The organism is Arhodomonas sp. KWT2 (assembly GCF_041949875.1).
GTDB lineage: Bacteria > Pseudomonadota > Gammaproteobacteria > Nitrococcales > Nitrococcaceae > Arhodomonas > Arhodomonas aquaeolei.
This window is the reverse complement of record NZ_JBHFPQ010000038.1, coordinates 42,683-68,291: the sequence shown is the minus strand read 5'-3', so window position 1 is coordinate 68,291 and position 25,609 is coordinate 42,683. Positions and strand designations below refer to the sequence as shown.

General features: G+C 69.9%; 26 protein-coding genes and 1 tRNA gene. 20 read left to right on the top strand and 7 right to left on the bottom strand.

All coding sequences use genetic code 11. The features are described 5' to 3' along the window. Positions 1 to 69: 69 nt before the first annotated feature. The 4 genes from ACEZHJ_RS06485 to ACEZHJ_RS06470 all read left to right on the top strand — a co-directional run bounded on the left by ACEZHJ_RS06485 (position 70) and on the right by ACEZHJ_RS06470 (position 4,815). The gene (locus ACEZHJ_RS06485) at positions 70 to 552 is read left to right on the top strand and encodes a DUF4396 domain-containing protein (RefSeq protein WP_018717105.1); all 483 of its coding nucleotides are present in this window, start codon (positions 70 to 72) and stop codon (positions 550 to 552) included. Between the two features lie 100 nt (positions 553 to 652). Then, positions 653 to 1,483 carry a M23 family metallopeptidase gene (locus ACEZHJ_RS06480; RefSeq protein WP_375036353.1) on the top strand — a complete coding sequence of 277 codons (831 nt, stop codon included), beginning with the start codon at positions 653 to 655 and terminating at the stop codon, positions 1,481 to 1,483. Positions 1,484 to 1,493: 10 nt separating this feature from the next. Beyond that, positions 1,494 to 3,038 (top strand): cryptochrome/photolyase family protein, encoded by a 1,545-nt coding sequence (locus ACEZHJ_RS06475; protein WP_163141246.1) that lies wholly within the window; start codon positions 1,494 to 1,496, stop codon positions 3,036 to 3,038. Between the two features lies 1 nt (position 3,039). Next, positions 3,040 to 4,815 (top strand): acyl-CoA dehydrogenase, encoded by a 1,776-nt coding sequence (locus tag ACEZHJ_RS06470; protein WP_018717102.1) that lies wholly within the window; start codon positions 3,040 to 3,042, stop codon positions 4,813 to 4,815. A 151-nt stretch (positions 4,816 to 4,966) separates the two neighbouring features. Here the strand turns inward: ACEZHJ_RS06470 and ACEZHJ_RS06465 are convergent, their stop codons facing one another. Next, on the bottom strand, positions 4,967 to 6,292 hold the full coding sequence (locus tag ACEZHJ_RS06465) for a chloride channel protein (RefSeq protein WP_018717101.1): 1,326 nt from the start codon (positions 6,290 to 6,292) through the stop codon (positions 4,967 to 4,969). 324 nt (positions 6,293 to 6,616) lie between these two features. Here ACEZHJ_RS06465 and ACEZHJ_RS06460 point away from each other — a divergent pair, with 324 nt between their 5' ends. The 4 genes from ACEZHJ_RS06460 (at position 6,617) to ACEZHJ_RS06445 (ending at position 9,405) form a co-directional block, all read left to right on the top strand. Further along, positions 6,617 to 7,393, top strand: a complete 777-nt coding sequence (locus tag ACEZHJ_RS06460) for an enoyl-CoA hydratase (protein WP_018717100.1) — start codon at positions 6,617 to 6,619, stop codon at positions 7,391 to 7,393. A 97-nt stretch (positions 7,394 to 7,490) separates the two neighbouring features. After that, complete coding sequence (locus ACEZHJ_RS06455) at positions 7,491 to 8,126, top strand: TetR/AcrR family transcriptional regulator (protein ID WP_163142804.1); 636 nt, start codon at positions 7,491 to 7,493, stop codon at positions 8,124 to 8,126. A gap of 74 nt (positions 8,127 to 8,200) precedes the next feature. Next, entirely contained in the window at positions 8,201 to 8,830 is a 630-nt protein-coding gene (locus tag ACEZHJ_RS06450; protein WP_240466338.1) for a VOC family protein, read from the top strand. Positions 8,831 to 8,832: 2 nt separating this feature from the next. After that, positions 8,833 to 9,405, top strand: coding sequence for a flavin reductase family protein (locus ACEZHJ_RS06445; protein WP_163142801.1), 573 nt, complete (start codon positions 8,833 to 8,835; stop codon positions 9,403 to 9,405). Here ACEZHJ_RS06445 and ACEZHJ_RS06440 read toward each other — a convergent pair. Beyond that, the gene (locus ACEZHJ_RS06440; protein WP_375036352.1) at positions 9,402 to 9,899 is read right to left on the bottom strand and encodes a MarR family winged helix-turn-helix transcriptional regulator; all 498 of its coding nucleotides are present in this window, start codon (positions 9,897 to 9,899) and stop codon (positions 9,402 to 9,404) included. The genes ACEZHJ_RS06445 and ACEZHJ_RS06440 overlap by 4 nt on opposite strands. A 113-nt stretch (positions 9,900 to 10,012) precedes the next feature. Between ACEZHJ_RS06440 and ACEZHJ_RS06435 the strand changes: the two genes are divergently transcribed. Then, entirely contained in the window at positions 10,013 to 10,702 is a 690-nt protein-coding gene (locus tag ACEZHJ_RS06435) for a type 1 glutamine amidotransferase domain-containing protein (protein ID WP_163143046.1), read from the top strand. 103 nt (positions 10,703 to 10,805) lie between these two features. Then, the gene (locus tag ACEZHJ_RS06430; protein WP_163143044.1) at positions 10,806 to 11,114 is read left to right on the top strand and encodes a hypothetical protein; all 309 of its coding nucleotides are present in this window, start codon (positions 10,806 to 10,808) and stop codon (positions 11,112 to 11,114) included. A gap of 12 nt (positions 11,115 to 11,126) precedes the next feature. On the opposite strand, the gene recQ is transcribed toward ACEZHJ_RS06430, so the two are convergent. Next, positions 11,127 to 12,941 carry a DNA helicase RecQ gene (gene recQ / locus ACEZHJ_RS06425; protein WP_375036351.1) on the bottom strand — a complete coding sequence of 605 codons (1,815 nt, stop codon included), beginning with the start codon at positions 12,939 to 12,941 and terminating at the stop codon, positions 11,127 to 11,129. 87 nt (positions 12,942 to 13,028) lie between these two features. On the opposite strand from recQ, the gene ACEZHJ_RS06420 reads away from it, so the two are divergent. Further along, positions 13,029 to 13,442 (top strand): CoA-binding protein, encoded by a 414-nt coding sequence (locus ACEZHJ_RS06420; protein ID WP_375036350.1) that lies wholly within the window; start codon positions 13,029 to 13,031, stop codon positions 13,440 to 13,442. Positions 13,443 to 13,448: 6 nt separating this feature from the next. Here ACEZHJ_RS06420 and thiM read toward each other — a convergent pair whose 3' ends face one another. Both thiM and mltF read right to left on the bottom strand, forming a co-directional pair. After that, the gene (gene thiM / locus ACEZHJ_RS06415; protein ID WP_375036349.1) at positions 13,449 to 14,270 is read right to left on the bottom strand and encodes a hydroxyethylthiazole kinase; all 822 of its coding nucleotides are present in this window, start codon (positions 14,268 to 14,270) and stop codon (positions 13,449 to 13,451) included. Positions 14,271 to 14,304: 34 nt separating this feature from the next. Next, on the bottom strand, positions 14,305 to 15,753 hold the full coding sequence (gene mltF, locus ACEZHJ_RS06410; protein WP_375036348.1) for a membrane-bound lytic murein transglycosylase MltF: 1,449 nt from the start codon (positions 15,751 to 15,753) through the stop codon (positions 14,305 to 14,307). A gap of 74 nt (positions 15,754 to 15,827) precedes the next feature. On the opposite strand from mltF, the gene ACEZHJ_RS06405 reads away from it, so the two are divergent. From ACEZHJ_RS06405 to ACEZHJ_RS06395, 3 genes are all read left to right on the top strand, one after another. Then, positions 15,828 to 15,917, top strand: a tRNA-Ser gene (locus ACEZHJ_RS06405). Between the two features lie 222 nt (positions 15,918 to 16,139). Next, the gene (locus tag ACEZHJ_RS06400) at positions 16,140 to 16,982 is read left to right on the top strand and encodes a DUF3883 domain-containing protein (RefSeq protein WP_018717086.1); all 843 of its coding nucleotides are present in this window, start codon (positions 16,140 to 16,142) and stop codon (positions 16,980 to 16,982) included. A gap of 142 nt (positions 16,983 to 17,124) precedes the next feature. Then, entirely contained in the window at positions 17,125 to 18,576 is a 1,452-nt protein-coding gene (locus ACEZHJ_RS06395; protein WP_375036347.1) for a catalase, read from the top strand. A 142-nt stretch (positions 18,577 to 18,718) separates the two neighbouring features. Here the strand turns inward: ACEZHJ_RS06395 and ACEZHJ_RS06390 are convergent, their stop codons facing one another. Continuing rightward, complete coding sequence (locus ACEZHJ_RS06390) at positions 18,719 to 19,057, bottom strand: YkvA family protein (RefSeq protein WP_259203324.1); 339 nt, start codon at positions 19,055 to 19,057, stop codon at positions 18,719 to 18,721. Positions 19,058 to 19,159: 102 nt separating this feature from the next. Here ACEZHJ_RS06390 and ACEZHJ_RS06385 point away from each other — a divergent pair, with 102 nt between their 5' ends. From ACEZHJ_RS06385 to ACEZHJ_RS06365, 5 genes are all read left to right on the top strand, one after another. After that, entirely contained in the window at positions 19,160 to 19,795 is a 636-nt protein-coding gene (locus tag ACEZHJ_RS06385) for a TetR/AcrR family transcriptional regulator (RefSeq protein ID WP_375036346.1), read from the top strand. 44 nt (positions 19,796 to 19,839) lie between these two features. Continuing rightward, on the top strand, positions 19,840 to 20,823 hold the full coding sequence (locus ACEZHJ_RS06380; protein ID WP_259203319.1) for an MDR family oxidoreductase: 984 nt from the start codon (positions 19,840 to 19,842) through the stop codon (positions 20,821 to 20,823). 88 nt (positions 20,824 to 20,911) lie between these two features. Continuing rightward, complete coding sequence (locus ACEZHJ_RS06375; protein WP_375036345.1) at positions 20,912 to 21,382, top strand: MarR family winged helix-turn-helix transcriptional regulator; 471 nt, start codon at positions 20,912 to 20,914, stop codon at positions 21,380 to 21,382. Next, positions 21,379 to 21,834 carry a hypothetical protein gene (locus ACEZHJ_RS06370; RefSeq protein WP_018717080.1) on the top strand — a complete coding sequence of 152 codons (456 nt, stop codon included), beginning with the start codon at positions 21,379 to 21,381 and terminating at the stop codon, positions 21,832 to 21,834. The genes ACEZHJ_RS06375 and ACEZHJ_RS06370 overlap by 4 nt, the downstream gene beginning before the upstream one ends. A 119-nt stretch (positions 21,835 to 21,953) precedes the next feature. After that, positions 21,954 to 22,628 carry a TVP38/TMEM64 family protein gene (locus tag ACEZHJ_RS06365; protein ID WP_018717079.1) on the top strand — a complete coding sequence of 225 codons (675 nt, stop codon included), beginning with the start codon at positions 21,954 to 21,956 and terminating at the stop codon, positions 22,626 to 22,628. A gap of 33 nt (positions 22,629 to 22,661) precedes the next feature. Here ACEZHJ_RS06365 and ACEZHJ_RS06360 read toward each other — a convergent pair whose 3' ends face one another. Then, on the bottom strand, positions 22,662 to 24,005 hold the full coding sequence (locus ACEZHJ_RS06360; RefSeq protein ID WP_163139248.1) for a DegQ family serine endoprotease: 1,344 nt from the start codon (positions 24,003 to 24,005) through the stop codon (positions 22,662 to 22,664). 254 nt (positions 24,006 to 24,259) lie between these two features. Between ACEZHJ_RS06360 and ACEZHJ_RS06355 the strand changes: the two genes are divergently transcribed. Then, positions 24,260 to 25,609, top strand: coding sequence for an aspartate aminotransferase family protein (locus ACEZHJ_RS06355; protein ID WP_018717077.1), 1,350 nt, complete (start codon positions 24,260 to 24,262; stop codon positions 25,607 to 25,609).

Genomic DNA, 25,609 nt, shown 5'->3' with positions numbered 1-25,609 from the left:
CCCCCCCTTGAGGGGAGGGGGTGGCATCCCAACCCTCCGGGACAGGTCACTTGCAATGCAGGAGGAATCATGGCGACGCACGCAGGCCATGCCGGGCACGCGCATCACCACGGCGCCCACGGGGACCACGGCGGGCGGCTGCGCACCTCGGTGCACGCGACGGTGCACTGCCTCGTCGGCTGCTCCATCGGTGAGTTCGCCGGGCTCTCCATCGGCGTCGCGCTGGGGCTGGGCACGACCCTGACCCTCACTCTGGCGGTCGTCCTGTCCTTCATCGCCGGGCTCAACCTGGCGGTGCAGCCGCTGATGCGCGAGCAGGGGATGAGCTACCTGGACGGCATCCGCACGATCTGGCTCGGCGAGACGGTCTCCATCGCGGCCATGGAGGTAGCGATGAACGTCACCGACTATCTGGTCGGCGGTGTCCAGGTCGGTAGCCTCGCCAGCCCGATGTTCTGGGCCGGCTTCGTGGCGGCGCTGCCGGTGGGCTTCCTCGCCGCGCTGCCGGTCAACTACTGGCTCATCGGACGCAACCTCAAGCACTGCCACTGAACACGCCGCTGCCGGGGGCGCGGCAGTGCCCGGCGGGGTGGTAGGCTGGGGCCGTCCACCGCCGGCTGCCACCGGCCGGTGGGGCAACCGGAGGGAGACGATGCGCGGACGCTGGTGGGCGCTGGCCCTGATGCTGATCGGATGGATGGCGGCCCTGCCCGCTGTGGCGGGGCAGCTGCGGCTCGACGGCGAGCCGGTTCAGGGGGCGTTGCTCACCGGGCACGTCGCCCCGGCGTCCGCCACGGTACGCTTCGCGGGGCGGGAGGTACGCGTGGCCGATGACGGTACGTTCGTGATCGGCTTCGGCCGCGACGCCGAGCGTCGCGAGACGCTCGTGGCCGAGTGGGCCGACGGCAGCCGGGTACGACGCGAGATGAGCGTGGCGCGGCGGCACTACCGCATCCAGCACATCGACGGCCTGCCGACCCGTACCGTCAGCCCGGATGAGGACGCCCTGAAGCGCATCCGCCGGGAGGTGGCGATGGTGCGCGAGGCGCGCCGGCGCAACGATCCCCGCGCCGACTACACCAGCGGCTGGCGGTGGCCGGTGACCGGGCGCATCACCGGTGTGTACGGCAGCCAGCGCGTGCTCAACGGCGAGCCGCGGCGGCCCCACTACGGCGTGGACATCGCCGCTCCGAGGGGGGCCACCGTGGTCGCGCCGGCGGACGGCGTGGTCAGCCTCGTCCACGACGACATGTACTACTCCGGCGGTACCCTGCTCATCGACCACGGCCAGGGCGTCTCCTCCGCCTTCCTCCATCTCTCCCGGATCACCGTGAAGGAGGGCGAGCGCGTCCGCCGCGGCGATCCCATCGCCGAGGTCGGCGCCAGCGGCCGGGCTACCGGTCCGCACCTGGACTGGCGCATGAACTGGTTCGACCGCCGGGTCGACCCGACCCTGCTGGTTCCGCCCATGCCCGGCGGCTGAGGTACGTCCCGTGCGCGATCTGGTGATCGTCCTCGGCGACCAGCTGGATCCGGCATCGGCGGCGTTCGACGATTTCGACCCCACACGCGACAGCGTATGGATGGCCGAGGCGCAGGCCGAGACCCGTACCGGCACCTTCCCGGCCCACCAGCGCCGGCTGGTGCTGTTCTTCTCCGCCATGCGCCACTTCCGCGACGGCCTTCGCGCCCGCGGCGTGCATGTGTGCTACCACGCGCTGGCACTGGCACCGGGGGCGGAGCGGGGACACGGGCTCGCCGACATCCTCGCGGAGGACGTGCCGCGCCTCGCACCCGAACGGCTGGTGGTCCTCGAGCCCGGTGACTACCACGTGCGGCGCTCGCTCGAGGCCGTCGCCGAGACACTGGGCCTGGCGCTGGACATCCGCACGGACCGGCACTTCTACACCACCGTCGCGGACTTCGAACACTGGGCGCGGGGCCGCCGATCCCTGTTGCTCGAGGACTTCTACCGCCGCCTGCGCCGGCGCCACGGCGTGCTCATGGACGGCGGCAGTCCCGCCGGCGGGGTCTGGAACCTCGATCACGACAACCGCCGTGCCTTTGGCCGCCAGGGGCCGGGGTGGATCGAGCCGCCGCCGTCCTTCCGCCCGGATGCCACCACCCGTGCGGTGATGGAGACCGTCACGGCGCGTTTCGGCGACCATCCCGGCGACATGGCGGGCTTCGACCTTGCGGTGACGCCGGCACAGGCCCAGCAGGTGCTGGCGCACTTCATCGACGTGCGCCTCCCGGCCTTCGGCACCTGGCAGGACGCGATGTGGACCGGTGGTCACCAGCTCTACCACTCGCGCCTGTCGGCGGCGCTGAACATGCACCTGATCACACCACAGGCCTGTGTGGAGGCGGCCGTGGCCGCCTGGCGGGAGGGGCGGGCGGCGCTCAACCACGTCGAGGGGTTCGTACGCCAGATCCTCGGCTGGCGCGAGTACGTCCGCGGCATCTACTGGAGCCGCATGCCGGGCTATGCCGGGCTCAATCACCTCGGCCACGAGGGGGCGCTGCCGGCGGCCTACTGGAGCGGGGAGACGTCCATGCGCTGCATGGCGGACGCCATGGACAACGTCCTCACCAACGGTTACGCCCACCACATCCAGCGGCTGATGGTGCTTGGGCTCTACGCCCAGCTCTACGGCGTGCACCCCTACCGTTTCCACGAATGGCACATGGCCATGTACCTCGACGCCGTCGACTGGGTGAGCCTGCCCAATACGCTGGGCATGAGCCAGTTCGGCGATGGCGGGGTGATGGCCACCAAGCCGTACTGCGCGAGTGGCGCCTACGTGCGGCGCATGAGCAATTACTGCCGGGGCTGCCGGTTCGACCCGGCAAAGGCCAGCGGGCCGGATGCCTGTCCGCTGACCACCCTCTACTGGGATTTTCTCGACCGCCACCGTGAACGCCTGACGGGCAACCACCGCATGCGGCTGCAGCTGAAGAACCTGCAGCGGCGCTCGGAGGAGCTGCCGGCCATCCGGGCGCAGGCGGCGGCGCTGCGCGACAAAGGAGGAGAGTGAAATGAGCTACGATGCGCCCGTGCGGCACATGCGCTTCCTCATGGAGGAGGTTTTCAATCTGGCGGACATCGCCTCACTGCCCGGTTTCGAGGAGGCGACGCCGGAGACGGTGGCCGCGATCCTGGAGGAGGCGGCGCGCTTCGCCGGCGGCGAGCTCGCGCCGCTCAATGCGCCGGGCGACCGGGCCGGCGCCAGGCTGGAGGGGCGTGACGTGGTCGTGCCGGAGGGCTTCGCCGCGGCTTACCGTGCCTACGCGGAGGCGGGCTGGAACGCCGTTGCCTGCGATCCGGCGCATGGCGGCATGGGGCTGCCGGCGCTGGTGGCTACCGCCACCCAGGAGATGTGGCAGGCGGCGAACCTGTCGTTCTCGCTGTGCCCGATGCTCACCGCCGGTGCCATCGAGGCCCTGGAGCGTCACGGCAGCGAGGCCCAGCAGGCGCGCTATCTCCCGCGGCTGGTGAGCGGCGAGTGGACGGGGACCATGGACCTGACCGAGCCCCAGGCCGGCTCGGACCTGGGGGCCATCCGCACCCGCGCCGAGCGTCGTGACGATCACTACCGGATCTTCGGCCAGAAGATCTACATCACCTGGGGCGAACACGGCATGACGGACAACATCGTCCACCTCGTGCTCGCCCGCACCCCGGACGCCCCCGCGGGCGTGCGCGGTATCTCCATGTTCATCGTGCCCAAGTACCTGCCGGACGCCGCCGGGCAGCCTGGCGAGCGCAACGACATGTACTGCGGCGGCATCGAGCACAAGCTCGGCATCCATGCCAGCCCCACGTGCACCATGATCTACGGCGAGACCGACGGCGCCGTGGGCTACCTCGTCGGCGAGGAGGGGCGCGGGCTGGAGTACATGTTCACGATGATGAACGAGGCCCGCCACAAGGTCGGCATGCAGGGGCTGTCCATTGCCGAACGGGCCTACCAGCAGGCCGCGGCGTATGCTGCCGAGCGCACCCAGGGGCGTACCGTCAGCGGCGAGGCGAGCATCGTCGGTCACCCGGACGTGCGCCGCATGCTGCTGACCATGAAGTCGTGCACCGAGGCCATGCGCGCGCTCTGCTACGCCGGGGCCGCCGCCATGGACCGCGCACGGCGTGCCACGGACGGCCACGAGCGCGGTCGCCAGCAGGCGAGGGCAGACCTGCTCATCCCGGTGATCAAGGCCTGGTGCACGGAGCTCGGTATCGAGGTCGCCTCGCTCGGCATCCAGGTGCATGGGGGCATGGGCTACATCGAGGAGACCGGGGCCGCCCAGTACCTGCGCGACGCCCGTATCGCCGCGATCTACGAGGGCACCAACGGCATCCAGGCCAACGACTTCATGGGTCGCAAGCTGTTGCGGGATAGCGGTGCGGCGATGACCGCTCTACTCGACGACATGGCGGCGGACGTCGACGGCCTGGGCGACTGCGCCTCGCCGGGGCTCTCGGAGATCGGCAGCGGCATGGTCTCGGCGATCGCCGCGTTGCGCCGAAGCACCGCCCGGGTACTGGAGAACGCTGCGGATGACCCGGCCGCCGCCGGGGCGGCCGCGTTCCCGCTGCTGATGCAGACCGGTTTCGTCGCCGGCGGCTGGCTGCTAGCGCGCGCCGCCAGGGTCGCGGCCGGCTCGGAGGACGACGCCTTCAACCGGGCCCGTGTCGACGTGGCGCGGTTCTACGCCGCGCACGTGCTGCCCCGGGCGGAGGCTCACGGCGCGGCGGCACGAAGTCGGGGCGGGGTGGTGGCCGGCGTGCCGACGGCCGCGGTCCTGGGCGAGCTGTGACGGCCTCGCCGGCCCGTTTCATGAGGAGGCGGGCGAAGGGCACGCCGGCGCCCGTGCCGTCGTCGGTGTCCGTGTGATGCCGCGCCCGTGGCCCGTGACCGGCGTTGCCCCGCCTGGCGGTGACCGTAGACGGCCACCGCCAGGGGCCGGGTCAGGCGTCGTCGCGCCGGCCTATGAAGGTCTTGGCCAGGGCGTGATAGACCGGATAGGGGCAGATGGCCCGGGAGACGCCGAAGGCGATCACGCTGGTGGCCATCAGCGGTACCAGCATGGCGTTGTTGTCCGTCATCTCCAGCACGATCACGAAAGTGGTAATGGGCGTCTGTACCACGCCGGAGAAGTAGGCGGTCATGCCCAGAAGGATCACCACGCCCGCCGGGGCGTAGGGTAGAACGCCGGTCAGCGCGGCACCGAGCTCGGCGCCGGCGGAGAGGCTCGGCGAGAACAGGCCACCGGGGATGCCGCTGAGGTACGACACGACGGTGGCGAGCCACTTGCCGATGGCCAGCAGCGGCGTGCTCAGCATCGCCCCCGGTTCGGCCATGGAGCCGGCATCCAGCAGGTGCTTGGCCTGCTCGTAGCCCGTGCCGAAGGTACGCCCGCCTGCGGCAATGCCGATCAGCGCGATCACCAGTCCGCAGCCGAGACCGAAGAGCAGCGGCCAGCCGCGGCGGATCGGGCCGAGGCCGCGCACGCCGACCTGCAGCGTCCAGGAGAAAAGCCCGCCGGCCAGGCCGCCGACCAGCCCGCAGACCGGCACCGCCACCCAGCTCCAGTCCTGGGGCATGGTCGTGGAGATGTGGCCGAAGTAGGCGTAGTCGCCGATCACGACCAGCGAGGTCAGACCCGCGAGGATGACCGAGAGCAGCACGAGGCCGCTGGTGCCCTCCTCGTAGTCCCGGTGCAGCTCCTCGATGGCGAAGACCACACCGGCGAGTGGTGTGTTGAACGCCGCCGACAGGCCCGCCGCACCGCCGGCGAGGATAAGGCCCTTCTCGAGGTAATGTGACGGGAAACGGCCGATACGCCCCGCGAGGTGCATCACCGCCGCACCGACGTGGATGGTCGGTCCCTCGCGGCCGATGGAGGCGCCGAGCATGAGGCCGAACATCGTCACCACGATCTTGGCGACGCCGACGACCGGCGAGAGCACCCGCTGGCGCACCGGGTCGCCGGTGCGGCCCTGCAGGGCCACGATGACCTGGGGGATGCCGCTGCCCGAGGCGGCGGGGATGAAGCGCTCGGTGAACCAGACGAGGGCGCCGATGCCCAGCGGGGTGATGATCAGGGTCGCCCAGGGCGAGAGGTCCATGAGACGGTTGTGAATGCCCTGGGCGTAATCGGCGCCCATCGCGAAAGCGACGCCCGCGAGGCCAACGACAATGGAGGCCAGCCAGAAGACGATTCGGACACGCCAGAGGAGCGGTGAGAGCAGGTTGCGTTTCGAGCGTCGCAGTCCGAGCAGTAGTTCGTTCATTCGTGCACAGTCCTCCCGTCCACGCCCGTGGACGCGAGGCCGGCGCCGCCCGACAGAAGATCAGCGTGCGAGCGAGCCAGTTTTAGACGAGACATTGAGGGCGGCCCCATTGCAATGAAGATGCAAAAAGGGGCACGTCGTCGCCGAGCCATCGCGGATCGACGTGTTCGTCACGGGCGCGGAGCGGGTGAGATAAGGGACCTCTCTGGAAAAGGAATCCACGAGCCTGTCGATAAAGACTCACCCTATATATAGTATGCGGGAGAATAACCTATCCGCACAAGGCGTGTTCCGTGTGGACAGGGGAATAGAGGGAGGAGAACCATGGCCGCGACAATGGAACGTGGATTCACGGAGCGGATGAGCGATACCGGCGTGCTCACCCTGACGCTCACCAACGCCGGGCGTTACAACCCGCTGACCCGTGAGCTGCTGGACGATCTGCGCGAGCGGCTGGCGGAGGCGGCGGACGACGACGCCGTGCGCGTCGTGGTCATCGCCGCCGAGGGCAAGGCCTTCTCGGCCGGCCATGACCTCGCCGAGGTGCGCAGCGGCACCACCGAGGCCGAGCACCAGTCCCTGTTCGACGCCTGCGGCGACCTCATGCTGCAGATCAATCGTATGCCCCAGCCGGTAATCGCCCAGGTCCAGGGCATTGCCACCGGCGCCGGTTGCCAGCTCGTCGCCGCCTGCGACCTCGCCGTCGCCAGCGATGACGCCCGTCTCGCCACCTCCGGCATCAACCTGGGCCTGTTCTGCGGCACGCCCTCGGTGGCGGTCAGCCGGGCCATCGCGCCGAAACACGCCATGGAGATGCTGCTCACCGGCGAGTTCATCGACGCCGCCACCGCGGCGCGCATCGGCCTGATCAACCGCGCCGTGCCCGCCGATGAGCTGGAGGGCGAGGTGGACCGGCTGGCGGAGACCATCGCCGCCAAGGCGCCCACCGCGCGGCGGCTCGGCAAGCAGCTGTTCTACCGCCAGCTCGGCATGAGTCTGCCGGACGCCTATGCCGATGCGAGCCGCACCATGGCACGCAACATGATGGCCGAGGACGCCCAGGCGGGCATCGACGCCTTCCTCAACCGCAAGCGGCGCTGATCTATCGCCGCGCCAACCCGCCGGCACGCGGCGGGTTGGCAGGGCTGGAACCGGCTCCTATAATAACTGACCAGTCAGTCATTATAGGAGGGCGGGCATGGCACCCCGCGTCGTGGACGTCGAGGCCCGCCAGCGGGCCATCGCCGGGGCGGCGGTCGAGGTCTTTGCGCGTGACGGCTTCCAGGGCGCGCTGGTTGATGACATCGCCGCCGCCGCCGGGCTCAGCAAAGGCTCCGTGTACCGCTACTTCGACGACAAGGAGGCGCTGTTTCGTGCCGCCTTCGAGGCCTGCCAGGGTGCGCTGATGGCCGAGTGCCAGGCGGCGATGGCCGCCCGGGACGGTCACTGGGACGCGTTGGCCGCGGGGCTCTTGGCGGCGGTGGCCGGGCTGCGCCGGCAGGTGGCGATCTTCCCGCTGACGCTGGAGTTCTGGGCGGCGGCGAGCGCCGGTCCGGCGCGGGAGCGTCTCGGCACCATCATGCGCGGCATGTACGCCGAGTTCCGCGCGCTCGTCGCGGAGACCGTGCGGGCCGGGCAGTCGGCGGGGGAGCTGGATGCGGGCGTCGATCCCGAGGCCGTCGCCGCGTGGCTGGTGGGGGGTGTGGACGGCGTGGTGCTGCAGCACTGGTTCGATCCGTCTGTGAATCCCGACCACGTGGTCGCCGGTATGCTGGAGACCGTCCGCCGGGGGCTGCAACCCGCCGGGACGCGGGGCGACGACGGTGCCGCCTGACCCGGTATCCGCGTTTCGTGGTTCCGTCCGTCACTGGCCGTGCAGGTTAGTGGCCGACCACGCGAGATCTGAAAATGTGCCCCGTCGACGCGCCGGCCGCCAATGCCCGGCGGGGGCTGGGCGACTGGGAAACGGAGGGAGCCATGCGCTGGCGCGGTGTGCATCATGTGGAGTTCTCGGTGCTCGATTACGAGCGTTCCATCGCCTTCTACGACCGGATGTTCGGCTGGCTCGGTTATCACAGCTTCTGGACGCTGGACGTCGGATATCGCTCCACCTACTACATGGCGCGTTACCCCTTCGCGCACAGCTACATCGGTATTCAGCCGGCGCGGACCGGTGAGCGGCTGCACCACGACGAGCACGCCACCGGTATCCATCACATCGCGCTGTGGGCGCGCCGCCGGCGGGAGGTTGACGACTTCCGCCGCGAGTTCCTCGCCAACGCGCCGGTCACCGTCACCGACGAGCCGGCGGAGTACCCGGTCTACGCGCCGGGCTATTACGCGGTGTTCTTCTCCGACCCGACCGGGATACGCTGGGAGCTCGCGCACACGCCGTTCCTGCCCGGCATCGGGGCAATCCGCCGCTCACTGCGGGTCGCGCGGCAGCTCCGGCGGGAACACCCGGAATGGCGCCAGCACCCCGTGCGCGAGATGCAGCGCACGCTGCCCTCCCGCGAGGAGGCGGCGGGGGAGGAATGACCATGGCAGGGAATTACTGGCAGCCGTATCCCGTCGAACGCGCGCGGCGTTACCTGGAGCCGGGGCCCGTGGTGCTGGTGTCCTCGGCATGGGCGGGCGGACGCAACGTGATGACGCTCGGCTGGCACACGGTCATGGAGTTCTCGCCTGCGCTCGTCGGCTGCATGATCTCCGCGGGCAACCACAGCTTCGGGCTGATCCGCGAGGCCGGCGAGTGCGTCATCAACCTGCCGACCCTGGAGCTGCTCGACGCGGTGGTGGGCGTGGGCAATACCACCGGCGCCTCGGTGGACAAGTTCGAGCGCTTCGGCCTCACGCCGGCGTCGGGTGAGGTCGTGGCGGCGCCGCTGATCCGCGAGTGCCACGCGGCGTTCGAGTGCCGGCTGGCCGGGGACCGCCTGGTCCCGGACTACAACTTCTTCGTCTGGGAGATCGTGCGCGCCTGGGTGAAACCGGCGCCGGCGTGGCCGCGGACGGTGCACTACACCGGCGACGGGGTGTTCATGGTCTCCGGCGGGACCGTCGACCGGAGCGCCGACTTCCGGGCGGAGATGCTGCTGTCGCCTTCGGGCTAGCCCCGGCCCTGGTTGCCGATGACGCGCTCACCCGATTCGGCATCCCCGGCATGCCCCGACAGCGCCGAGGCCAGGCGGCGGAGGCTGTGCTCCACGGTCTCCAGCTCCTCGGGGGAGAGGGCGTCGAGCCGGTCGCCGAGGTGCGCCATGTGGGCCGGGAAGACCTCGTCGAACAGTGCCTCGCCCTCGCCGGTGAGCCGGACGTAGACGCAGCGGCGGTCCTGCTCGCAGGGCACGCGCTCCACCAGCCCCTTCTGCTCCAGCCGGTCGACCACGCCGGTGAGGGTGGTCTTGTAGATCAGCGTCCGGTGGCCGAGCTCGGAGAAGGTCATGCCCTCGGTGTTGCCGAGCGTGCAGACGACGTCGAACTGCGGGGCGCTGAGGCCGGTGGTGCGGATATGGGCCCCGGAGTACTGCTCGAAGGACTGCCACGCCTCGGCGAGGGCACGGATGACGCGTGCGAACGGTGCGCTGCTGGTGTGATAGCGGCTCATGGGGACGGAATCATATCGGGCATTGGCACCTCGGCAAAGCCCCACCGGCTTGAAAGTGGCGGTGAGACACGCCAGCTAACGGATTGTCCTTATACGAACAATGGAGATATCTCATGAGTGATGCAAGTCGCCGTATCCTTTTCGTGCTCACGGGCAACGACCGTCTCGGCGATACCGGCGAGTCGACCGGGGTATTCCTCGCCGAGGCCGCACACCCGTATGACGTCGTCACGAAAGCCGGCTTCGAGGTCGATTTCGCCAGCCCCACCGGTGGTCCGGTGCACTTCGACCCGCGCAGCACCGGCGACCGTGATCCGGTTTCCGACGCGTTCTACAGCGACGAGACCATCCAGGGACGCCTGCAGAATACCCTCGATGCCCGTGAACTCCGGGCGGAGGACTACGCGGCGGTGTTCTTCGTCGGCGGGCACGGCACGATGTGGGATTTCCCGGACAGCGAGGCCCTGCAGCGCCTCACCGCCGGTATCTACGAGGGCGGTGGCGCGGTCGGCGCGGTCTGCCACGGGCCGTCCGCGCTGGTGAACGTACGCCTCTCCGACGGCTCGCACCTGGTCGCCGGGCGCGAGGTGGCCGGCTTTACCACCGAGGAGGAGCAGGCGGTCCGGCTCGACGGGGTCGTGCCGTTCCTGCTCGACCAGCGGCTCACCGAACGCGGCGCCCGCCACACCAAGGCGGAAAAGCCCTTCACTGCCCACGTCGTGCGTGACGGGCGGCTTATCACCGGCCAGAATCCGCCGTCCTCCAAGGGCACCGCCGAGGCGCTGATCGAGGTGCTGAACTAATGCCTGCCGATGGCCGCGCCCGACGGGCGCGGCCGTCACGTCCGTGTAACGCGGCTTCGCCACACTGCCCGCCCGGTTCATGGGGTACAGGGAGTGAGACCCGATGCGCATCACCATTCACGCCGCCGGCTATCCACTGACGCGGAGCAGCTACCGGCTGATCCGCCGGCGCATAAAGGCCTGCCTGACGGACCCGGACTGGCCGGGCCGGCTGTGGGTGCATCCGGTCCAGGTCGGGGCGCGGGTGTCCTGCCGGCTGATGCTGGAGCGCCGCGGTGGCGGACTGCTGCGTTGCGAGGCCAGCGGGGCCACCCTCGGTTCGGCGCTGGACGCCTGCCTGCGGGCGCTGCGGGACTGGGCGCCGGGCGTGCTCGACGGTGCGCCCGCGGGGGATGTGCGTCCGGCGGTGTGAGTCGGCGGGATATCAGGACGCCCTGGCGAGGGCCTGCAGGAACGCCTCGCCGTACTTCTCCAGCTTGTGCCGGCCCACGCCGCTGACGCCCGCGAGCTCCTCCAGCGTGCCCGGGCGCTGCCAGAGCATCTCCATCAGCGTGGCATCGTGGAAGACGACGTAGGGCGGCACGCCCTCGGCCTCGGCAATCTCCCGCCGGCACTGGCGCAGCGCATCCCAGCGCTCCCGGTCGGCGGGCTGGATCTGGGCGCTGCTGCCGCGTTCGGCACTGCGGCGTTGGGGCCGCGCCGGATCCCGCCGCGCGACGAAGTGCTGCTCGCCGCGTAGCAGTGGCCGGCAGGCCTCGGCCAGGCGCAGGCCGCCGTGGCCCTCCGGGTCCGGCTGCACCAGCCCCTGGGCGAGCATCTGCCGGATCAGCGACTGCCACGTGCCCCGGGCGAGGTCGCGGCCGATGCCGTAGGTGGAGAGGCGGTCGTGGCCGAGCTCGCCGATGCGTGCGGCGGTGCCCCCGGTGAGCACCTCGATGATGTGATTGGCGCCGAAGCGCTGGCCCGTGCGGTAGATGCAGGAGAGCAGCTTCTGCGCGGCCTCGGTGGCGTCCCAGGTCTCCGGCGGGTCGAGGCAGTTGTCGCAGTTGCCGCACTCGCCCGGATGGCGCTCGTCGAACCAGCCGAGCAGGGCCTGGCGCCGGCAGCCGGTGTGCTCGCAGAAGCCGAGCAGCGCCTCCAGCCGCTGGCCCTCCAGGCGCTTGTGGCGCTCGTCCGCCTCGGAGTCCTCGAGCATGGCGCGCAGGCGGTAGACGTCGCGGGTGCCGTAGAGCAGCAGCGCCTCCGCGGGCAGGCCGTCGCGCCCGGCGCGGCCGGTCTCCTGGTAGTACGCCTCCAGGCTCTTGGGCAGGTCCATGTGCACCACGAAACGCACGTCCGGCTTGTCGATGCCCATGCCGAAGGCGACGGTCGCCACCATCACGATGCCGTCCTCGCGCAGGAACCGTCGCTGGTGCGTCTCGCGCAGGCTGGCGGGCAGGCCGGCGTGGTAGGGCAGGGCGTTAACGTCCCGGGCCATCAGCCACTCGGCGACGTCCTCGGTGGCGCGGCGGCTCATGCAGTAGATGATGCCGGACTCGCCGGGATGGGCGTCGCGGATGAATTCCAGGATCTGCTGGCGCGCCCGCTCCTTGGTGCGGACGCGGTAGCGGATGTTGGGCCGGTCGAAGCTCGCGACGAAGGTCTCCGCCCCGTCGGGCAGGAGATTGCGCTCGATCTCGCCGCGGGTGCGGGCGTCCGCCGTGGCGGTGAGGGCCACCAGCGGCACGTCCGGGAAGCGCTCGGCGATGCGGCCGAGCTGGAGATATTCCGGGCGGAAGTCGTGGCCCCACTGGGAGACGCAGTGGGCCTCGTCGATGGCGAACAGCGCGATGCGCTGGCGCTCCAGCCGCGGCAGCAGGCCACCGCCGAGCAGGCGCTCCGGGGCGACGTAGAGCAGGTCCAGCTCGCCGGCTGCGAGGTCGCGCTCGCAGCGCTCGCGCTCGTCCGGGGCCAGCCCGGAGTGCAGGCAGGCGGCGCGCACGCCGTAGTGGCGCAGGGCCTCGACCTGGTCCTGCATCAGCGCGATCAGCGGCGAGACCACCACGCCCGTGCCCTCGCGCAGCAGCGCGGGGATCTGGTAGCACAGGGACTTGCCGCCGCCGGTGGGCATGAGCGCGAGCGCCGAGTGGCCGCCGGCGACGGCGTCGATGATCTCGCGCTGGCGGCCGCGGAAGTCCTCGTAGCCGAAGGTCTCGCGCAGGATGGCGAGCGCCGCATCCGTGTCCGGGGCTGTCTGCATGATCGCGCGGGCTGGTGCCGAAAGGGTCCGCTAATCTATCGTATTCCGCCGAGAGTGTCCGCCCCCGCGGAACCGCAAGGAGGCCGAATGACCGATACCGACACGTCGCTGCGGGCGTTGCTGCAGCACACACACACCATCGCCGTGGTGGGGCTCTCGCCGAAGCCGCAGCGGCCGAGCCACGGCGTCGCGCAGTACCTGCAGGCCCACGGCTACCGCATCATTCCGGTGAACCCGGGGCACGAGACCATCCTCGGCGAGACCAGCTATCCGGACCTGCGCTCGATCCCGGAGCCGGTGGACATGGTCGACGTCTTCCGCCGTCCGGACCAGGTGGCGGCGGTGGTGGAAGACGCCATCGCCATCGGCGCGCCCTCGCTGTGGCTGCAGCTCGGCGTGATCGACGAGGCGGCGGCGCAGCGCGCCCGCGACGCCGGCCTCACCGTGGTGATGGACCGCTGCCTGAAGATCGAGCACGCCCGCCTGATCGGCGACGGCTGAGGCCGCTCAGCCCCGGGGCCGGTCCGCCCGGATGTGCGCCCCGGCGTCCAGCGTGGCCGGGTCGAGGGCGTATAGCGCGTCGATGAAGTGCACCGCGAAGCTGCCAGGGCCGGCGGCGCGCTCCCCGGCGTTTTCCCCGGCGACGGCGAAGCCGGCGAGGGCGGCGGCGGTATCCTCCAGGGGCATGCCGCCGGCGGCCACGAAGGCCGCCACCACGCCGGTGAGTGCACAGCCCATGGCGGTGACCCGCGGCATCATCGCGTGGCCGTTGGCGATGCGCAGGGCACGGACGCCGTTGGTGACGTAGTCCTCCGGGCCGGTGACGGCGACCACCGCGCCGGTGTGGCGGGCGAGGGCGTCGGCCCCTGCCTCCGCGGCGGTGACGGTGTCGCCGGTGTCGACGCCGCGGCCGGCGGCGTCCGCGCCGGCCAGGGTCAGGATCTCGGAGGCGTTGCCGCGGATCACCGTGGGGCCCAGCTCGACGAGCCGGGCGCCCAGCTCGCGGCGAAAGGCCGTGGCGCCCACGGCCACCGGGTCGAGCACCCAGGGCGTGTCCGCGCTGCGGGCCGCGTCCACCGCCGTTTCCATCGCCGCCGCCTGGGGCGCGGTGACCGTACCAATATTGATCGCGAGGGCATCCGCCAGCGCCGCGAATTCGCCGGCCTCCTCGTACGCCTGCACCATCGCCGGCGAGGCGCCGACGGCCAGCAGGACGTTGGCGAGGAAGTTCATCGATACATCGTTGGTGATGTTGTGCACCAGCGGCGCCGCCTCGCGCATGTGCGCGAGACGATCGCCGGGGCGGAAGGGGCTAGGCGTATCCGTCATGTCCGTCTCCGCTCGTGTCGCGTCCGCCGGGTTTTCAGAGAATGGACTCCAGGGGGGCCGGGATGCGCAGCGGCGCCGGCATCATCGACTCCCGTGTGACCTCCGGGGGCGAGGGCTGGCCGAGCTTTGTCACCCGGCGCAACAGTTCGTAGTAGCGGCGGATATTGGCGACGTAGCGCACCGGCTCCCAGCCACGGGCGTAGCCGTGCTGGACACGGCTGTACCAGCGCTCCTTGGCCAGCAGGGGCAGGTTGTCGCGCACGTCCAGCCATTTATCCGGGTCGCCGCCGCGCATCTCCGTGATCCGCCGGGCGTCCTCCAGATGACCGAGGCCGACGTTGTACGCCGCCAGCGTGAACCAGGTGCGGTTCGGCTCCTCGATGTCGTCAGGCAGGCGCCCGCGCAGGGAGTTGAAGTAGGCCGCGCCGCCGCTGATGCTCTGGGCCGGGTCGCGGCGGTTGTCGATGCCGACGAACTGCGCGGTGTCCTGCGTGAGCATCATCACCCCGCGCACCCCGGTGGGGGATACCGCGTCCGGGTTCCAGTGGGACTCCTGGTAGCCGATGGCGGCGAGCAGCCGCCAGTCCAGATTCTCCTTGTCCGCCGCCTGCCGGAAGGCCTGGCGAAGCGCCGGCAGCCGCTGGGTGATGTGGCGGAGGAAGGTGCGGGTGCCGACGTAGTCGAACTCGCTCAGGTGGCCGAAATACTCGTCGCGCAGCACCGCGAGCATGCCGGCATCGCGGACCGCGGCGAGGCGTTCGTTGATCGCGTCGCGCAGGGCGCCGTCACTCGCGCGCATCATGAACGCCAGCTCCCGCGGGGCGCCGAGCTTCATCCCCGCGCGCAGCTCCGGGTAGAACGGGCGGTTCAGCGCCAGGCGCAGCTTGTCCGTCACCGCATAGTCCGAGCGTTCGCGCCAGACGCGGTAGAGCAGGTCCTCCGCCGTGTGGTTGGCGAGGGGCGTCCATTCGATGCCCGGGTGCTCCGCCGCCAGCTCGGCGAGGCGCTCGGCATGCACGGAGTGGGCGATGGCCTCGATGTGCCGGCCCGACAGGTCGTCGATGGACTCCGGCGCCTTCGCGCCCTGGCGATAGATCACCCGGGGCTGGGTCTGGAGGTAGCTGTCACTGAAGATGAATCGCCGTCGGCGCTCCTGCGTCGGGCTCATCGTCGCGGCGACCAGGTCCACGCCACCGTTCTCCAGCAGCGCCGTCGCCTCCGCGGGGGTGGTGACGGGCTGGATCTCGAGCTTGACGTCGAGCCCGCTGGCGATGTCCTTGAGCAGCTCGTACTCGAAGCCGCTGGGCTCGTCTCCCGCGGCCGGGGCATAGGAGGCCGGGCCCACGCGCATGGCGACCGAGAGCACGCCGCCGTCGCGTATCCGGTCCAGGCGGTCGGGGCCGTCGAACCCGCCCGCTCCGGTGAGCGCGAGCAGGGCGAGCAGCGTCGTGGCGATCGCGAGATGTGGCGCGAGTCTCGACATGTGGTCCAGGGGTGTTCGCCAGCGAAGGCTTTATTGTAGACTACGCCACTCGTCGGGCGCAGACGTGACGGCACGGAGAGGTGGCTGAGTGGTCGAAAGCGCCGCACTCGAAATGCGGTGACCCTTTACGGGGTCCGGGGGTTCGAATCCCTCCCTCTCCGCCAGATTCCTCAAGCCCGCCGTTCGGCGGGTTTATCCTTCCCGACTAGCTCGTTGCATAGCCCTCGGCAGGCCGCCCGTACCACGCCGGAGTGGCAGAGTAACTGGCGCCCGTTGCCGGCGGAGGTGACGGCGGCGTGCTGCACCCTCTAACCTGGTCATTACGTACTGTGCGATCGGGTGTATGCCCTGTTCGTGACCGTGATCTGGCAAGGGGTTTGGGGGCAATGACGGACAGCTGGTCCCGTGCGGAGGTGGCCGCGACGGTAGCGGATTACCTGGATATGCTCGAGGCCGAGCTCTCGGGGGTGCGCTACAACAAGACGGCGCATCGGCAGCGGCTTCTCCCCCGCCTGAACGGCCGTTCGGCACAGGCGGTGGAGTACAAGCACGCGAATATCAGTGCCGCGCTCATCGATCTCGGCTTCCCGTTCATCGCGGGCTACAAGCGTCGCAGCAACTACCAGGGCGCGCTTCTCGAGGAGGTCTCGGAGCAGCTTGCGACGCGGGAGCGACTGCTGGAGATCGCGGCGGATAGCGCGGATCGGCGGGTCACCGTGCCGGAGGTCGACGACATCCTCGCCGTCCTGACAGAACGGCCGAAAGGCCGGACACGACAGCCTCGGGTCGCGGAGGCACCGGTGCGCCGGCCGCCGTTCAGCGTGAATTACCTGGAGCGCGAGGCGCGGAATCGATCCCTGGGCGAGGCCGGCGAGCGGTTCGTCATCAACTACGAGTGCGCCCGGCTCATTCAGGCGGGCAGGGAACCGCTGGCGGCACGCATAGAGCATGTCGCCAGGACCCGTGGCGACGGAGCGGGTTACGATGTCCTGTCCTTCGAGTCCTCCGGTGCCCCCCGGCTGATCGAGGTGAAGACTACCAAGTACGGCCAGGACACGCCGTTCTTCCTCTCCCGCAACGAGGTGGATGTCTCTGCGGAGGCGCAGGGGCAATATCACCTCTACCGGTTGTTCGATTTCGCGGCAGCGCCGCGGCTGTTCATCCTCGAGGGCCAGCTTTCCGGAACCTGTCATCTGTCTGCATCGACGTTCATCGCTACCGCCGCGTGAGCCGCGTATCGTCCCGCTTTTTCCCGGTTCGTCAATGGCTTTTCGCCTTGTCGACGTCCTGCGTCTGAACCATGCTGCAAGTGGTGTAGAGGATATCCCCAGGATGGTGTAGCCGCGGACAGCGGCATCAGGAGGATTCGCCATGGCTGATAAAGGAAAGCCCACGACAACGGATGCTGGCATCCCTGTCTCCAGCGATGAACACTCCCTTACGGTCGGACCGAACGGGCCGATCGTGCTGCACGATCACTACCTGATCGAGCAGATGGCGAACTTCAACCGGGAGCGGATCCCGGAGCGCCAGCCGCATGCCAAGGGGGGAGGGGCGTTCGGGCGCTTCGAGGTGACCAGCGATGTCAGTCGCTATACCAAGGCGGCGCTGTTCCAGCCGGGGGCGAAGACGGACGTGCTGATCCGCTTCTCCACCGTTGCCGGCGAGCGGGGCAGCCCGGACACCTGGCGCGATCCGCGGGGCTTCGCGGTGAAGTTCTACACCCCCGAGGGCAACTTCGACATGGTGGGGAACAACACACCGGTGTTCTTCCTCCGCGATCCGATGAAGTTCCAGCACTTCATCCGCTCGCAGAAGCGCCGTGCCGACACCAACCTCCGCGACCATGACATGCAGTGGGACTTCTGGACGCTCTCGCCGGAGTCCGCCCACCAGGTGGCCTGGCTGATGGGCGACCGGGGGATCCCGAAGACCTGGCGCCACATGAACGGCTACTCCAGCCACACGTACATGTGGGTGAACGCCCAGGGCGAGAAGTTCTGGGTGAAGTATCACTTCAAGACCGACCAGGGCATCGAGTGCCTCACCCAGGAGGAGGCGGACCAGCTCGCCGGTTCGGACGGCGACTACCACACCCGCGACCTCTACGAGGCGATCCGGCGCGGCAACTACCCGAGCTGGACGCTGTACATGCAGATCATGCCGTTCGAGGATGCGGAGACCTACCGCTTCAACCCCTTCGACCTCACCAAGGTCTGGCCGCACGAGGACTACCCACTGATCGAGGTCGGCCGGCTGACCCTGGACCGCAATCCGACCGACTACCACACCGAGATCGAGCAGGCGGCGTTCGAGCCCAACAACATGGTGCCCGGCACCGGCGTCAGTCCGGACAAGATGCTGCTCGCGCGGGTGTTCTCCTACGCCGACGCCCACCGGGCCCGGCTCGGGGTGAACTACAAGCAGATCCCGGTGAACGCGCCGCAGTGCCCGGTGCACAGCTACTCCAAGGACGGGGCGATGCGGGTGCAGAAGGTCTCGGACCCGGTCTACGCGCCCAACTCCAAGGGCGGGCCCGCCGCGGATCCGGAGCGATACCCGGAGGCGGCGACCTGGGAGGCCAGCGGTGATTTCGTCCGCCAGGCCTATACCCTGCGCAGGGACGACGACGACTTCGGCCAGGCCGGCACCCTGGTCCGCGAGGTGATGGACGAGGCCGCCCGCGAGCGGCTGGTCAGCAACGTTGTCGGCCACCTCAAGGGCGGCGTCTCGGAGCCGGTGCTCGAGCGGGCGTTCGAGTACTGGCGCAACGTCGACCCGGCGATCGGCAAGCGCATCGAGAAGGGCGTCCGCGGTGGCTGACGCGGCCTGAATCCCGGGCATGCCGGTCCGCCCGGCGTGCCCGGTATGCCCGACTTACGGTGCGACCGCGCCACGATCCCGCGGGCGGCCGTCCTTTTGCGTGACGGGGGCGGCTCGTGGCGCCGTCCGGAGACCCTCCGCCTCAGCCGCGCCTGCGCGGTCCACGCGTCAGCGCCTGCCCGTGTTCATGCCCTTTCTGCGACGCAGTTTTCCGCCGTGCCACCGCCCGGGCATCCCGAACAACGTCCCCCGGCACGAGCCAGAGGGCCAGTGCGATGAGGCCGGGGACGACGAGCACATCGTCGAGATGGCCGATCACCGGTATGAAATCCGGGATCAGGTCGATGGGCGAGAGCATGTAGCCCACGGCGACGGCGATCAGGGCGCGGGAGGCAACAGGCGTATTTGGGTGCCGCGCGATCGCCCGGTAGGTGGCGACCTCCAGTCTGATGCCCGCTGCGAATGCCCGCCATCGTCCCATCGCGACCTCCGGCCGGGTTCCCGGCGCCTTATCTCTGGCGCATATCGTGCCTTTCATGGGGGCGTTTGGGTATTTATAGACGATCGGTCTATAATTAACGGCATGAACACGACAGCCACGCCGAAACGCCGCCGCGGGCGGCCGCCGAAGGTGCCGAGGGCGTATGCGGATACGCGAGAGGCGCTTATCCGCAGCGGCACGGCGGTGCTCACGGAGCAGGGCTTCACCGCCACGGGGATCGACGGGATCCTCCGCCGCGTCGGCGTGCCCAAGGGCTCGTTCTATCACTACTTCGACAGCAAGGAGGCCTTCGGCCGCGCGGTGCTGGCGGACTACGCGGCGTACTTCGCCGGCAAGCTCGACCGCTGGCTGCTGGATGGGTCGACCCCGCCGCTGGACCGGCTCGCCGCCTTCGTGGACGACGCCAAGGCCGGTATGGCCCGGCACGGTTTCCGCCGCGGGTGCCTGGTGGGCAACCTCGGGCAGGAGGTGGGAACGCTGCCCGAGGGTTTCCGCGAGCAGCTCCTCGCCACGCTGGCGGACTGGCAGGCGCGGGTGGCGCGCTGCCTGGGCGCGGCGCGGGAGGCCGGGGAGATCGCGCCGACGGCGGACTGCCGGGCTCTGGCGGAGTGTTTCTGGATCGGCTGGGAGGGGGCGGTGATGCGTGCGCGCCTGACGCGTACCGGGCGCCCCCTCGACGTCTTCTTCGCCGGCTTCATGGCGGGCCTGCCCCGATGAGTGGCGGCGATCCATCGGCAATGCAGATCCCAGGAGGAGCACGCATGTTCAAGGGCATCCTCATCGAGAAGGACGGCGACGACTACAGCGCCCGGGTGGCGGAGCTGGATGACGGCCAGCTGCCGGAGGGGGACACGACCGTCCGGGTCGATTACAGCACCATCAACTACAAGGACGCGCTCGCGATCACCGGCAAGGGCCCGGTGGTGCGTAAGTTCCCGATGGTCCCGGGCATCGACCTTGCCGGCACCGTCGAGGAGACGACCACCCCGGGGCTATCGGTCGGTGACCGGGTCGTGCTCAACGGCTGGGGCGTGGGCGAGACCCACTGGGGCGGTCTCGCGCAGCGGGCGCGACTCGAGGGCGAGTGGCTGATTCCGCTGCCGGAGCGTTTCTCCACCCGGGATGCAATGGCCATCGGCACCGCCGGCTACACCGCGATGCTCTGCGTGATGGCGCTGGAGCGCAACGGGATGACGCCGGAGCGCGGGGACGTGCTCGTCACCGGCGCCGGCGGTGGTGTCGGCGGCTTCGCCATCGCGCTGCTCTCGCGCCTGGGCTATCGCGTCGTCGCGGCCACCGGGCGCACGCAGGAGACGGACTACCTCCACGGCCTGGGCGCCGCGGAGATCATCGACCGCGCCGAGCTCTCCGGGGCGGGGAAGCCGCTCGGCAAGGAGCGCTGGGCCGGCGCGGTGGACACCGCCGGTAGCCACACGCTCGCGAACGTCTGCGCCGGCACGCGCTACGGCGGTACGGTGGCCGCCTGCGGCCTCGCCCAGGGCATGGACCTGCCTGCGACGGTGGCGCCGTTCATCCTGCGGGGTGTGACTCTCGCGGGGGTGGACAGCGTGATGCGTCCTCGTGAGGACCGCCTGGAGGCGTGGGGCCGGCTCGCGGACAGCCTCGACGAGGGTGTTCTGGAGACCATCGCCGGGGAGATCGGTCTGGAGGCCGTGATTCCCGGGGCGTCGGCACTTATGGCCGGCGAGGTCCGCGGCCGGCGGGTCGTCGACGTGAACCGCTGACCGAGCCCGCCGTTGCCGACCGGCGGCATTTGACAACCGGTTGTCAATAACTGACGATCGACCCCATGGTCCCTACCGGAGTAACGCCATGCCCGGGTCGAGTGTCGAGCGAATCACTGAGACGGTGCTCGCCGTCTTCCGCGCCCACGGGCGCCTGATCGAGTGGGGCGACAGCTTCGTCGCCCCGCTGGGTCTCACCAGCGCGCGCTGGCAGATGCTGGGGGCGCTCGCCCTCGCGGGCGAGGCGTTGACCACACCCCGCATCGCGGATGCCATGGGCGTCAGCCGGCAGGGGGCGCGCAAGCAGCTCCAGCGGCTGGCGGCGGAGGGACTGGTGGTCGAGCGGCCCAACCCCGGCCACCGGCGCTCGCCGCTGTATGCGCTCACGCCCCGCGGCGAGTCCGCCTATGCCGCGGCGGAGGCGCAGTGGCGCGAGCATGCCGCGCGCCTCGCCGGTCACCTGGACGAGGCGGATCTCCGCGCGGCGTTGCGCGTGCTCAGCCTTCTTGAGACGGCCCACGGGCCGGCGGCGACCGCCGTCGGGGCGGGTGGGTCGTGAGCGCGCGCGTTCATGCCGGGGCGGGTGTGCTCGCCCTGGCCCTCATCGCGATCTTCTGGATGTCCACGGTGATCTCCGAGCTCTGGCTCGGGGAGGCCGCGGTGGTACGCGTCAAGACGGACATCCTCTGGGCCATGACAGTGCTGATTCCGGCGCTGATGGCGACCGCCGCCAGCGGCTCGCGTATGGCCCGCGGACGTGGCGGCGCGCTACTCGGGAGGAAACGTCGGCGGATGCCGGTCATCGCGGCCAACGGGGTGCTGGTGCTCGTGCCCTGTGCCGTGTTCCTGCAGATGCGGGCTTCGGTGGGAATGCTGGACGGGACCTTCTTTGCCGTACAGGCGCTGGAACTCCTCGCCGGGGCGGTGAATCTCACGCTCATGGGGCTCAACATGCGCGACGGGCTTCGCCTGGCCGGCCGGCCGCGTCCGGCGTGCCGCCGTGCGACGTGAGAGAATCCGCCGTGTGGTCAGCGGACGCCGCTGCCAGGGTCGCGTCCGCCGCCGTGAACGTCGGGCGCCGGCGCGCCGGGTGACGGCTGCACCGTGCCCGTGGACAAGGGAGATGTGTCTTGCCGAGACGACTGTGGCTGGTCCTGGCGTTTTTGCTGACGCTGGGGTTGCTTGCCGGACTCTGGCAGTGGCTCGCGCTGAAGGAGGTCATCACCGTAGCGGTCCTGGAGGACTGGCTGCGCTGGGTCACCGCCCTCGGTGACAGCCGCTGGATGCCGCCGCTGGTGCTGCTTGCCTACGTGCTGGCCTCGCTCGTGGTGTTTCCGCTGAGCGTTATGGTGACGGCTACCGGGCTTATCTTCGGGGCGTTCACGGGGTCCTTCTACGCCGTTGCGGGCACGCTGCTCGCCGCGGCGGCGACCTACTGGATCGGGCGCTACATGGGCCGCGAGGCGGTGGTGCGCCACGGCGGCCGGCGGCTCAATGCGCTGGCCTCGGCGCTGTCGGCCCGGGGCGTGCGTACGATGATCGTCATCTCGCTGTTGCCGCTGGCGCCGTTCACGGTGACCAACATGGTCGCCGGTGCCTTTCACCTGCGCTTCCGCGACTACATGCTGGGCACGCTGGTCGGCATCCTGCCCGGGGTGCTGGCGATGACGGTGCTGGGCAGCCAGCTCGCCTCGCTGGTGCGTGCAGAGAGCTTCAGTGGGGTGGCGTGGACGCTGGGCGGGATCGCCCTGGCGCTGGGCGTGATCGCGGCGCTGCGCGTGGCCGTGGCGCGCTACCGCGGATAACCGGGGCCGCCGGCGGCGGCCCCGGTGGCGTCGTCAGCGCAGCACGACGAACAGTGCGGCGTTGCCACGGCGCACGTGCAGCAGGAGTTTGTCCTTGCCCGACGCGGCGCGGTTGAACTCCGCCACGGAGGTCACCGGCTGACGATTCACGGAGGTGATGACGTCGCCGGGCTGCAGCGTGCCGGCGGCGGGGGCGTCGCGGCTGACGCCGGTGACGAGAACGCCCTCGACCTGACCGTAGAGCTTGGAGCGCTCGTCCAGCTCGCCGACCTGGATGCCCTCCAGCGGACCACCCTCGACGGTGGCCTGCGTCGCCTCATCGGGGCGCTTGCCCACCTTGGCCTTGATGGTCTGGGTCTCGCCGTCGCGCACGACGGTCAGCTTCACCTGCTCGCCGACCTCGCGCAGGCCGATGACCTTGGCGAGTTCCGCGGCGTCACCAATGGGCTTGCCGTCCACCTCGGTGACCACGTCACCGGCCTTCAGACCGGCCTTCTCGGCGGCGGAGTCCGGGCTGACCTGGGAGATCAGCGCACCGTGACGGTCATCGAGCCCCATCGCCTCGGCGATGTCCGGCGTGACGTCCTGCACGCGCACGCCGAGCACACCGCGGTGGACCTCGCCGTACTTGATGAGCTGGTCCATGACCTGGCTGGCCAGGTTGATCGGGACGGCGAAGCCGATGCCGATGTTGCCGCCGCTACGCGAGAGGATGGCGGTGTTGATGCCGACCAGCTCGCCCTTGAGGTTGACCAGTGCGCCGCCGGAGTTGCCGGGGTTGATCGAGGCGTCCGTCTGGATGAAGTCCTGGATGCGGGTGTCGCGGATCTGCCCGGACAGGCTGCGGCCGAGGCCGCTGACGATGCCGCTGGTCACCGTGTGTTCCAGGCCGAATGGGTTACCCAGCGCGACGACGTAGTCGCCGGTGCGCAGTGTGCTGGAGTCGCCCATCTTCACCTGGGTGAGGTTGTCGGCGTCGATCTGGATGACGGCGATATCCGTCTCCGGGTCCGCGCCGATGACCTTGGCCTTGAACTGGCGGTCGTCGGTGGTGCCCACGGTGATCTCGTCCGCATTGGCGATCACGTGGTTATTGGTGAGGATGTAGCCCTTATCCGCGTTGACGATCACGCCCGAGCCCAGGGCGCGGACCTCGCGCTGCTGCTGGGGCATCTGGTCGCCGAAGAAACGGCGGAAGAAGGGGTCCTGCATCAGGGGGTTCTGTTCGGTCTCGATCGTGCCCCGGGTGGAGACGTTCACCACGGCGGGCGAGACCTTCTGCACGAGCGGGGCGAGGGTGGGCATGCCGGATTCGCTGCCACCCGCATCGGGCAGGGCGGCGAACGCGGGCTGCATGACCACGGTGGCCACGCCCATAAGTAGTGCGGCAGTGAGTGTTTTGAGTCGCTTCATGGGTACGCCTCTGTTGCGTTTGTTGCCGAGAGACCTGGGTCGACGTCGGTCCGTCCGTGCCGTGCACGGGCGGGCGCAACATGTACGTGGACCGGCGAACCGGGGCTCTTGTTCCCCGCCCTTCCCTTCGTTCGCTCCCCCGAGGGTGCCCCGATCGCCGATGAGGTCTAACATGCGGGAGTAATCCGATCCCAGACAGACAACAGTGAGGGTATTGCATGGCTACCGACGGCAACGCTGCGCTCATCGAGCGCGATCTCGCCCACCTGGTTCATCCGCTGCAGCACAACGCCGCCCATCAGGGCGGGCGCGTGTGGGTGAGCGGCGAGGGCGCCTGGCTCACGGACGCGGACGGCCGGCGCTTCATCGACGGCCTCTCCGGGCTGTGGAACGTCTCCGCGGGGCATGGCCGCCGGGAGCTGGTGGATGCCGCGAGCGCACAGATGATGCGCCTGCCCTATGCGTCCGGCTACTCCGGGAGCACCAACGAGCGGGCCATCGAGCTGGGTGAGCGCCTCGCCGGCATCACCGCCGAGGGTATCAACCGCTTCTTCTTCACCTCCGGCGGGGGCGAGGCGAGCGACAGCAACTTCAAGATGGCGCGCTCGTACTGGAAGATGAAGGGTCGACCGGAGAAGACCAAGGTGATCGCCCGCCAGTGGGGCTATCATGGTGTGACCCTGGCGGCCATGTCCGCCACCGGCATGGCGCCGTACTGGGGCCTGTTCGAGCCCCGGGTGCCGGGCTTCGTGCACATCCCCTCGCCGTACCCCTACTTCTACGACGCCCCCGCGGGTGTCTCTCCGGGGGTGGCCGCGGCCAACGAGCTGGAGCAGGCGATCCTGCGCGAGGGCCCGGAGACCGTGGCGATGTTCATCGCCGAGCCGGTGCAGGGCGCCGGCGGCGTGATCGTGCCGCCGGACGACTACTTCCCGCGGATCCGCGAGATCTGCGACGCCTACGACGTGCTGCTGGTCGCCGACGAGGTGATTACCGGCTTCGGGCGCACCGGCCGGATGTTCGGCATGGAGCACTGGGGCGTGAAACCGGACCTTATCCAGTTCGCCAAGGCGGTGACATCGGGCTACTTCCCGCTCGGCGGTATCGGCATTAGCGACGAGATAGCCGCGACCCTCGCCCAGGCGGACACCCCCTGGATGCATGCCTACACCTACAGTGCCCACCCGGTCGGCTGTGCGGTCGCGCTGGCGATGCTCGACATCGTCGAGGGCGAGGATTTCCCCGCCCAGGCGGCGCGCAAGGGCGAGCGCCTGATCGGCGGCCTGCGTGAGGCGATCGGCGATCACCCCAACGTCGGCGAGGTGCGCGGCCTCGGTCTTATGGCGGCGGTGGAGCTGGTCCGCGATCGCGACAGCCGCCAGACCTTCGACCCGGCGGACAAGGTCGGCCCGCGGGTGCTCGGTGAGGTCATGGATCGCGGGCTGTTCACGCGGGTGCGGGGTGACGTGCTCTGTCTCGCGCCGCCGATCGTCACCCGCGACGAGGACATCGACCGGATCGTGGAGATCGTCCACGAGTCGGTGACGGCGGTCCTCGGGCGCGGCTGA